This is a genomic window from Streptomyces sp. NPDC005303 (genome assembly GCF_040607335.1).
GTDB lineage: Bacteria > Actinomycetota > Actinomycetes > Streptomycetales > Streptomycetaceae > Streptomyces.
The window spans coordinates 71,317-80,725 of the sequence record NZ_JBEXGM010000005.1; the positions used below are offsets into that span (position 1 = coordinate 71,317).

A 9,409-nucleotide genomic window follows, 5' to 3' on the forward strand; every position below is an offset into this window, starting at 1 on the left:
GATCACGCGCCCCCTGCAACCCGAGCCCCGCCGCCCGCTACCAGTCGCCGTCCTCGACCGGCTTGCCCGGCGCGTCCCCCAGCGGCTTGACCTGGTGCGATGTGGGTTGCTGCCAGGGCTCGTGATCGTCCCCGAGCCAGTCGCCGACCGGTTTCACGCCGTCCAGTGTGTCCGTCGGGGCGAGATCCTCCGCGTCCTGGTCGTAGTAGTCGAACCAGGGCAGCCCCGCCCGGGTGTACGCCGCGCGGTCCACGGGTGACGGCGGGGGAGCCTCGCCGGTGATGCGGCGCCACTCGGGCGGAGTCACCAGGTGCACGAAGACCCGCCCGGCCGGTGTGTCCGCCCAGTCCGACAGCGGTCGCTCGTCCCGGTAGACCTCCTGGCGCATGGAACCGCCGACGCCGAGCCCCATCGACGGGGCGCTGCGGGGCGGCGCCCCCGCCGGAGCGGCCGGTGCGGACATGGCCATGGGCGCGGCCGCCCCGTAGGCCATGGCGGGCCTGCTCACCGAGCCCAGCCGCCGCTGCGCCTCCCGCCACTCGGCCAGCCGCTCCTCGGCAAGCGGGAACGCCTGGAGCTGTACGCCGCCCCAGACCTCCTCGCCCGTGACCTGCCCCTCGACGGTCGCGCCCAGCCCGAGCGGCACCGCGACGAACTGGCGGACCGTCCCCTTTCCGGAGTTGATCCCGTCCAGCCACGGCTGACGGGGCAGCACGACGTAGTTCTGCGGGTCCCGGGAGAGGTGGTCGCTCCACGGCTTCCCCGAGACCGCGCACACCTTTCCCACTCCGACCTGGAGGGCGGCGGGCTCGGTGGTGCCCCCGAAGCTCAGCCACATCGCCTCCCGCAGATACACCGGCAGCATCACCCCGCCACGGGCCCGCCACTGCTCCGGGACGGTGTCCGGGTAGTCGGAGACTCGGCGCACCGGGAACTCGCCGAGCCCCGGCGGCAGCGGATGCGTGCCCGTCTCGGGCAGCCGCAGGGTGCGGACGAACCGCACCGCCGCGCCACCCGGCAGCCGCAGTGTGTTCCCGTCGATCCGTACGCTCGTGTCGGTCATCCGTTCGCCCCCAGTGATGGTCCGATGTGCCCTTGTCACCTGGAACGACGGGAGAGTGCCGGTCGGTTCCTGCGCCAGCGCTCCTGCAGTCGCGTCAGGTGCGGCATCCGCTCGCGCTGCTCACGGGATGCGCGGTCCAGTTCTTCCAGCAGGCGGCGCGAGCGGTGCTCGGTGTCCAACTCGTCGAGTATGCGGTTGACCTCGGTGAGCACGGCCCCGTGCAGTTGCCACTGGCGGGAGTCCCGCTGGATCTCCTCCAGCAGCAGCTGGGCCAGCTTGTCCCGGGTCGCCGAGGCCTGGCGCAGCTCTGCGGTGAGGCGGGACTCCGCGGACTCGGCGCTCACACTGACATGGGTGGTGACCAGCACCGCGAAGCTGACCACGGCGTCACCGATCTCGGAGAGCAACTGCTCCACGGTCCGGCCGGTCTCGGGACCGAACAGCGGATCGGGAGCCTGCTGCTCCTCCGTCGGGTACGGCTCGTCGGCGAACGGGTCGCGCTCCTTGGCGAGGTCGGTGAGCGTGCGCGCGAGGACCCGCAGTACCACCGTGCAGATCTCCAGGGTGTCCAGGCCGGTACGCAGCACCACCCGGTGCAGCAGGCCCTCCTTCACCCTGGGATTCAGCTTGAGACTGTCCTCGGCCTGCCGGAGGGCCGCGTCCACCTCGACGATGTCGTGGTCGAGCTCCCGCGCCTCGTACAGCCGGGCCGTCGCCAGCTCCACGGGCGTACGGCCCGCGGCCTCCTCGCCCATCCGCAGCATCAGCTTGCGCAGTCGGCGGGCCAGCCCCTCGATCGACTCACCCGCCTCGTCCACCCACACCGGGGGAGCGAGCAGCAGATTGCAGGCGAGGCCGACGACCGCGCCGATCAGCGTCTCCACCACGCGTGCCCAGGCCGTGTCCCCGACCGTCGTCACCCCGAGGACCAGCATCGCGCTGATCGCCACCTCGGGGACGAACTCCTCGACCCGCACCAGCCGTCCGACCACCAGCGACGCCACGATCAGCAGGCCGAGGCTCCACCAGGTGAGACCCACCAGCAGACTGAAGGCGATGGCGACGAGGACGCCGGTCACCACCGAGTTCACACGGCGGACGCCGGTGGTGAGCGTGGAGTAGAGGGTGACCTGGACGACGAGCAGCGCGGTCAGGGGCGCGGTGAGCGGGGCCGCCTCGGGGCTGAGCCGGAGCGCGATGACGTACGCGATCGTCGCCGCGGCCGCGGACCGCAGCGTCTGCACGACCACGGGGTCCCGGCGCCGCTTCACGAACCGCACCAGGGACGCCGTCCCCTCACGTACATCTCGCATCCTCAGTGTGTTCCTCTTCCACGTAAGCGTTCGGCGCACTCCTTACGGACTGTGACGCTCCGCAAGCGTGCCCCCATTGTGGGCCGCGGCCGTCCCACAGCAAGGACCCCGGGCAGTGACGGCGGACACCCGGCACCACCTCGGGCAGCCGCGTCCGGGCTCTCGACGCGGTGCCGCGACCTTCACCTACCGGAGGCGGCCCGACTGCGGGACCGGTAACCGGCGATCTTCGCGAGGTTGCCGCAGCGGTCCATCGAGCACCAGCGGCGGCGGCGGGCCTGTGAGTCGTCAAGGAACAGCAGGGAACAGTTCGGGTTCTCGCACTCCTTGACCCGCTCCAGGAGCGGACCCCGCACCAGGAGTACGGCGTCCCGCGCCACCGTCGCCAGGGCCGCGCGGGCCGGACTGCGCGCTGTCCAGCGGGCCGGGCCGAGCTGGGGTGCGAGGTCCGGCTGGGCGGCGGCCGTGTTGACCCGCTCCACGTCGGAGGGCTCCGGCTCCTGCCCGGCCATCGCGGCGCGGACCAGGGAGTACAGGGCCTCGCGCAGAAGACGGGCCTCCGTCAGGTCGCGCGCGGTGACCCGCACCTGACCCTCGTCGGTCGTCAGCTCGGCCTCGTGGAACCAGCGCGCGAGCGCGGCCGTGTCGGGGAGCCGCTCCAGCGGGGTGGCGTGCCGTTTGCCGAGGGTGGCCGCGAAGTCCAGACAGGGGCGGCCGCCGATGAACGGGAACGCGAGGGCCGGGTCGGCGGGTGCGGGGCTGCCGGTCATGCCGTCGAGAGTACACCGGTTCATGCGGTGTCGAATCAGGCCGCGAACCCTCTTGACACCGGTTGAAGGGGTGCCGGAGAGTGACACCACTTCAACCAGTGTCAATCGCTCGGGTGGCCGAGCAGGGAGCGGGTGCGGGATGCGTGCGGTGCGGGTAAACAGGTTCGGTGGACCCGAGGTGCTGGTGCCGGTCGACGTCCCCGACCCGGTGCCGGGTCCCGGAGAGGTGCTGGTGCGGATCGTCGCGGCCGGGGTGAACCGGGCGGACGCCCTACTCCGCGCCGGCCTCTACCACCGCGCCGGACGGCCCCCGCTCGTCCCGGGCGCCGAAGCGGCGGGAATCGTCGTCGAGGTGGGGGAGGGGGTGACCGACTTCGTGCCCGGACAGCGGGTGATGGGCCTGGACGGCGGCAAGGCGTCAGGCTTCTACGCCGAGTTGGCCACGGTCTCCGCCACCTGTCTGGTCGCGCTCCCCGACGGCCTGGACCTGACCCGGGCGGCCGCCCTGCCGATCGCCTGGCTCAGCGCGTGGTACTGCGTGCGGCACCTCGCCCAGGTCTCCAAGGCCGACACCGTGGTGGTGAAGGCGGCGGCGAGCGGGGTCGGCACGGCGGCTGTGCAGATCGCCGCCGAGGCCGGGGCGCGGGTCATCGCCCTCGCGGGTTCGGCCGAGAAGGCCGCCTGGGCGGGGGAGTTCGGAGCCGACGTCACCGTCGACACCTCCGCCCACCCCGACGACGCCGAGGTCGAGGAGGTGCTGCGGCTCACCGGCGGTCGTGGCGCCGACGTCGTCCTGGACACCGTCGGCGGCCGGGCCTTCGGGCGCAGCCTGCGTGAAGTGGGTCACGGCGGCCGGGTCGTGGCGCTGGCCAACGTCGCCCTGGAGCCGAGCACCGTCGACACCCGCGACTTCTATCCCAAGAACGCCGCGATCCTCGGCTTCCAGCTCACCAACCTCCAGATCCACGGCTACGATCCGCGTCCCGACCTGCGCGAACTGGCCGATCGGGTCGCCGCCGGCGGCTATCGCGTGCCGATCGAGACCGTCGTACCCCTCGAAGAGGCGCGGGCCGCCCATGAGCGGCTGGAACGGCGCGACAACCGCGGCAAGATCGTGCTCGCCGTCGGTCCGGACATCGGCAAATCAGGTGCGGGCACCCTCCTCGGCGGGTGATCATCCGGTGAGTCCTGGCTGAGTCGTGGGTGAGGAGCGCCGGTGAGTCCAGTCGCATCGGTACGAGCGCGGGCGGCGCTGAACCATGTGGCGGCCGTGTCCGAGGGGCCGGCCGTCACCCCGGACATGCGCGTCACGCTGAACTTTCACCCCGACCGGCCGGCACGCGGCCTGCCCCTCCTGGAGGCGATCGCCCAGGACGGCGTCTACCACTCGCAGTTCGTCACCGGCACGAGCAACGGCGGCCTGACCGCGCATCCCGGCGGCGACCGGTGGCGCTGGGAGAGCCGGATCTTCGGCGGCGCCTACGACGACGCGGACGCGCATGAGCGGCCCGTGTACGGCGCGCTCAACTTCCGCCGTCAAGTGGTCGGCGCGGCACCGCGGTTCGGCTCCTCGCACTTCCGGCTGGCCGGCGAACCGCTGGCCCGCGCCACCTTCTGCTACCCCGACAGCGCCGCCGAGCCGGTCCACTTCGGGGTCGCCGCCGGCATGTCCCTGATCGCCCTCGCCGAGGCCGACGAGCGGGACGCCCTAGACGACTACATCGAGGCCCAGGTGCACGGCGGTGTCGACCTGGCCCGCGATGTAGAGGCCCTCGTCCTGGACGCGAGCTACCGCGACACCCCCGTCGAGGCGGCGGCACACCTGCTGCCCGTCCCCGTCGAATGGCACCCCGGCTACCGGATCACCGTCGCCGAACTGCACCGCCACGCCCACTACCGCGGGCAGGAGTACGCCGACCTGGGCGCGAGCATCGCCGAGGACGGCCTGATCGACCCGCGCATCATCGGCGACGCGGCCAGGACGGGACGCTACGAGCTCCAGCACCTGAAGATGGTCTGGCACACGCTGGCCCGCTTCGGGGCGCCCGGCGGCACGGCCTGCACGGGTGGGACGGCAGGAGGCCGGACGCAGGTGGCCGGCACCCCGAGCGCGTAGGCCCGCGCGACCAGTTCCGTACGATTGCCGGAACACACGCCCGACGCCGACGAGACGGCCGCCGAGCGGTGGCTCGACGGGCTGGAGAAGGGGCGGGACGTTGGTGGACTCCTGGGAATGGGCCCGGCGGGTACTGGAGGGCGTGGGTCTCGACCCCGGCCTCCTCGCCGGGCTGCGGCCGCTGAGCGGCGGCACGTACAACTCCGTCGAGGAACTCCTCCTCGCCGACGGCACCCGGTACGTCCTCAAGGTCCCACCCGCGCCCACCGTCCCGGGCCTGCGCTACGAGCGTGAACTCCTGCTCTCCGAGGCGGAGTTCTACCGCGCGGCTGCCGTGGCCGAGGTAGCGGCGCCACGCGTCGTGGCCCTCGGCGAGGACACCGCCGTACCCCATCTGCTGATGACGGCCTGCCCCGGAGAGCCCTGGGACGGATCGGTCACCGAAAGGGAACGTCCGCCACTGCGAAGGGAGTTGGGCCGCCAGGTGGCCCGGCTGCACACGGTGACCGGACCGGGCTTCGGCTACCCCTCCGGTGCCCTCGGCCCCCTCGCCGCCGACTGGCGGACCGCGTTCACGGCCATGATCGATGCCGTCCTGGACGACGCCCGGGACTACGGGGCACGGCTGCCCCGCTCCGTCGACCAGGTGGCGAGCGCACTGAGCGCCGGCTTCCCCGCCCTCGACGAGGTCACGGCCCCCACACTGGTCCACTTCGACCTGTGGGACGGGAACATCCTCCTGGACCGCCCGACCGACGGCGAACTCCGCATCGGCGGGCTCATCGACGGGGAGCGGATGTTCTGGGGCGACCCCCTCGCCGACTTCGTCTCCCTCGCGCTGCTCGGCGACATCGAGAACGACGAGGCGTTCCTCGCGGGCTACCGGGAGACGGGCGGCCGGGCCGAGTTCGACGCGTCGGCGAGGGTGCGCCTGGCCCTCTACCGCGCCTACCTCTACCTGATCATGCTCACCGAGACCGTCCCACGGGCGGTCGACGACGAGAAGGAACGCTGGGTCCAGTCGGCGGTGGCACCGGAACTCGTCGCCGCCCTGGACGAGATCGAGGCCCTCGCCCGAGTCACGGGAGTCTGAACACCCTTGAGCGGACGCACCGTACGCGATCTCCGACGCGCCAACCGCACGGCCGTACTGCGGCACCTGTACTTCGACGGACCCCTCAGCCGCTTCGAACTCGGTCCGGTCACGGGACTGAGCTCCGGATCGGTCAGCAACGTCGTCGCCGACCTGGTGGCCGACGGCCTGCTGGAAGAGGCGGGCAGCGTCGACTCCGACGGCGGACGCCCCCGCACCCTGCTTCGGGTGGCGCCCGGCAGCGGCCACATGATCGGCGTCGATGTCGGCGAGACCAGGGTGCGCGTCGAGCTGTTCGACCTGACCCTCACCGAACTCGCCCGAGCCGAAAGGCCGTTGACCCAGCGGAGCTACGACGTCGAGGCCATCGTCGGGCACATCCGCGACGGCATCGCCGAGGTGCTCGCCGGTGCCGGGATCCTGCCCGAGGCGCTGCTCGGCGTCGGCATCGGAGTGCCCGGCATCGTCGCGCACACTCCCGAGAGCGGCGCGGTCGTGCACGGACAGACCATCGGCTGGGACGCCGTACCGCTGGAGGCACTGCTGCGCACCGGCTCCCCGCTGCCCGGCAGTGTCCGGTACTTCATCGACAACGGCGCCAAGACCCTCGGCCAGGCCGAGATGTGGTTCGGCGGCGGCCGCGGTGCCCACAGCGCCGTCGTGGTCCTCTTCGGCTCCGGCGTGGGCGCCTGTCTGGTGACGCCCGAGGTGGAGCACGGCCGGGCGGTCGAATGGGGGCATCTGACGGTACGGGTCAGGGGGCGCCGCTGCCGCTGCGGTGCCCTCGGCTGCCTGGAGGCCTACGCGGGTGCCGAGTCGCTGCTGGAGCGTTGGCGGGAGGAGGGCGGCCGGCCGCCCGAGGGCGTCGACGAGGAGACCGCGCTGGCCGCCATGCTCGCCGCCGCCCACCCGGCCGACGGCACCCCGGGCGACCCCGTGGCGCTGGCCGTCCTGGAGGAGACCGCCGAGTACCTGGGCGCCGGCCTGTCCGACCTGATCAACCTCTTCCAGCCCGAGCGGATCATCGTCGGCGGCTGGGCCGGGCTCCAGCTGGGCGAACGGTTCCTGCCCGCCGTACGGCGCCACGCGACGGCGTACGCGCTCAGGTACCCGGCCGAGAAGGTCACCGTCGACCTCGGCCGCCTCGGGCCCGACGCGGTCACGGTCGGAGCGGCCATCCTCCCGCTCGCCGACTTCTTCGCCCGCGGCGGCCGCCGCCCCGAACCCGCGCCCCAGGGACCGGCACCGGCCTGGCGGACCGCCCTGGAGGAGCGCGCCCCGCGCTGACGTTTCGCCGACCTGCGCGGAGGTACTCGCGCTCCCGCCATCAACACGAACGGAGGACGCCGTGGACCACCGCAACGAAGGACCGGGCGAGAACGGTGATCCCGTCCCGCGGGATCTGCCGGACCAGCAGGCGGGGGAGGGAGAGGACCCCTGGGAGGTCGCGCGCGTCCCGGACGAGGACCCCGGCACCGACCAGCCGGAGGACGTCCCCGACACCGACGAGGCCGGGACCGGCCGACAGGGTGCCCCCCGGTCGGACACCGTGCATCCCGAGCACCCGGGAGCCGAGGAGTCCTCCGGCTGACGCCTGGACCATCAGGGCCCGTCAGCCCACCTTGCGGCCCTTCATCGGCTCCGTCCGCGCCCCCGCACCCTGCTGCATCCCGTGCAGGAGTTCCTCCAGGACCTCGGTCGCGGTGTGTTCCGGATGCCAGCCGAGTTCCGTACGCGCACGCGTGCAGTCCATCAGAGGCAGCCGCAGGACCGCGTCGAACAGGTGCGGGGACGCGGGCAGCAGATGCAGGCCCCAGGCGGCCGCGATCGCCGAGCGGGCCGCGGTGCGCGGCAGCCGCACCGGACGGGCGCCGAGCATCCCCGCCAGCAGCTCGGCGTCCACCGGCGGCTCGCCCGCCAGGTTGAAGGCGCCCCGCACGTCCGAGCGCACCGCCAGCGCGTAGGCCTTGGCGGCGTCGTCGGTGTGCAGCGCCTGCACCCGCAGGCCGGGGATGTTGGGGAGGAAGGGCAGCAGGTCGGGCCTGGCCAGCTGGCCAGGCAGGAACCGGCCGCCGAAGATGCGGCGCTGCTCGCTCGCCGACTCCCGCTTGAAGAGGAACGCCGGACGCATCCGGACGACCCGGACGGCCGGGTGGTCGCGCTCGAAGGTGTCAAGGGCGCGCTCCAGATACGCCTTCTCCCGGCAGTACGCGGCGTCCGGCCAGCCGTGCGTCGGCCACGACTCGTCCACCGCGTGCTCCTTCGGACCGGGGGAGTAGGCGCCCACGGACGACGCGTGCACCAGCGTCGGCACCTTGGCCGCCGCCACCGCCTCGAACACCCGGATGGAACCGAGCACGTTGGTGCGCCAGGTCACCGCCGGGTCGTGCGTCGGCTGGAACGCCCACGCCAGGTGGACGACCGCGTCGGCGCCCGCGAACTCGTCGGTCAGATCCGTGTGTTCCGATGACAGGTCGACCGCGGACCACTCCGTCTTCGCGGGCGACCAGTCCGGGATCCGCCGGGCCAGGCCCCGTACGGAGCCGACCTCCGGATCCTCCGAGAGAAGGCGCACCACGCTGGTTCCCACGTTGCCGGTGGCGCCCGTGACCACGATCCTGTTGCCGGTTGAAGTGCTCACTTTCGGCTCCTTCGGGCCGCTGGGTCGGGGAACCGCCCGAGTACCCGACCTCCGATGACGCACGCGGTGCACGGCACGGTCCGACGCAACCCCGAGGAGAGCGACGGCGCCTGCTGCACGGGCGCCGGCAACATCACCGGGAAGGCGAAGACCGGGCCGTTCCGGCCGAGGCGCTGAGGGGGGCGGGGCGAGTCAACCATCCGACCGAGTGGTGGCAGTGGTCGTACGGCGACCTCTACCGGGCCGGGTGTGGGTGGTGGCGAGTGGTGGCGCGGGGTTTGGGTGTGGGTGGTGTCGAGCGGTGGCGGGGGGTCTGGGCGTGGGTGGTGCCGAGAGGTGACGCCCGGGTCCGGGCGTGGGTGGTACCGCGGGGGCTGGCCGTCCGCCGTATAGAGCGGGGCCCCGGGCTCACG

Annotated in this window: 10 protein-coding genes; 6 read left to right on the forward strand and 4 right to left on the reverse strand. The window is 72.9% G+C overall.

The annotated features are described in order from the left end of the window. Positions 1-37: 37 nt before the first annotated feature. From ABZT93_RS10115 to ABZT93_RS10125, 3 genes are all read right to left on the reverse strand, one after another. Positions 38-1,063, reverse strand: a complete 1,026-nt coding sequence (locus ABZT93_RS10115; protein ID WP_356101621.1) for a hypothetical protein — start codon at positions 1,061-1,063, stop codon at positions 38-40. Positions 1,064-1,098: 35 nt separating this feature from the next. Further along, positions 1,099-2,376, reverse strand: a complete 1,278-nt coding sequence (locus ABZT93_RS10120; RefSeq protein WP_356101624.1) for an aromatic acid exporter family protein — start codon at positions 2,374-2,376, stop codon at positions 1,099-1,101. Positions 2,377-2,558: 182 nt separating this feature from the next. Next, positions 2,559-3,146 carry an ABATE domain-containing protein gene (locus ABZT93_RS10125; RefSeq protein ID WP_356101626.1) on the reverse strand — a complete coding sequence of 196 codons (588 nt, stop codon included), beginning with the start codon at positions 3,144-3,146 and terminating at the stop codon, positions 2,559-2,561. A gap of 139 nt (positions 3,147-3,285) precedes the next feature. Between ABZT93_RS10125 and ABZT93_RS10130 the strand changes: the two genes are divergently transcribed. From ABZT93_RS10130 to ABZT93_RS10150, 5 genes are all read left to right on the forward strand, one after another. Continuing rightward, positions 3,286-4,320 carry a zinc-binding dehydrogenase gene (locus ABZT93_RS10130; protein ID WP_356101629.1) on the forward strand — a complete coding sequence of 345 codons (1,035 nt, stop codon included), beginning with the start codon at positions 3,286-3,288 and terminating at the stop codon, positions 4,318-4,320. Between the two features lie 126 nt (positions 4,321-4,446). Next, positions 4,447-5,262, forward strand: a complete 816-nt coding sequence (locus ABZT93_RS10135; protein ID WP_356102205.1) for a DUF3626 domain-containing protein — start codon at positions 4,447-4,449, stop codon at positions 5,260-5,262. A 100-nt stretch (positions 5,263-5,362) separates the two neighbouring features. After that, complete coding sequence (locus ABZT93_RS10140) at positions 5,363-6,355, forward strand: aminoglycoside phosphotransferase family protein (protein ID WP_356101632.1); 993 nt, start codon at positions 5,363-5,365, stop codon at positions 6,353-6,355. 6 nt (positions 6,356-6,361) lie between these two features. Further along, positions 6,362-7,642, forward strand: coding sequence for an ROK family transcriptional regulator (locus ABZT93_RS10145; RefSeq protein WP_356101634.1), 1,281 nt, complete (start codon positions 6,362-6,364; stop codon positions 7,640-7,642). A gap of 61 nt (positions 7,643-7,703) precedes the next feature. After that, positions 7,704-7,946, forward strand: a complete 243-nt coding sequence (locus ABZT93_RS10150) for a hypothetical protein (RefSeq protein ID WP_356101637.1) — start codon at positions 7,704-7,706, stop codon at positions 7,944-7,946. A 21-nt stretch (positions 7,947-7,967) separates the two neighbouring features. Here the strand turns inward: ABZT93_RS10150 and ABZT93_RS10155 are convergent, their stop codons facing one another. Then, a complete protein-coding gene (locus ABZT93_RS10155; protein WP_356101640.1) occupies positions 7,968-8,996 on the reverse strand; it encodes an SDR family oxidoreductase in 1,029 nt (342 codons plus the stop codon). A gap of 54 nt (positions 8,997-9,050) precedes the next feature. Here ABZT93_RS10155 and ABZT93_RS10160 point away from each other — a divergent pair, with 54 nt between their 5' ends. Continuing rightward, positions 9,051-9,173, forward strand: coding sequence for a hypothetical protein (locus ABZT93_RS10160; protein WP_356101642.1), 123 nt, complete (start codon positions 9,051-9,053; stop codon positions 9,171-9,173). The last annotated feature ends 236 nt before the right edge of the window (positions 9,174-9,409 follow it).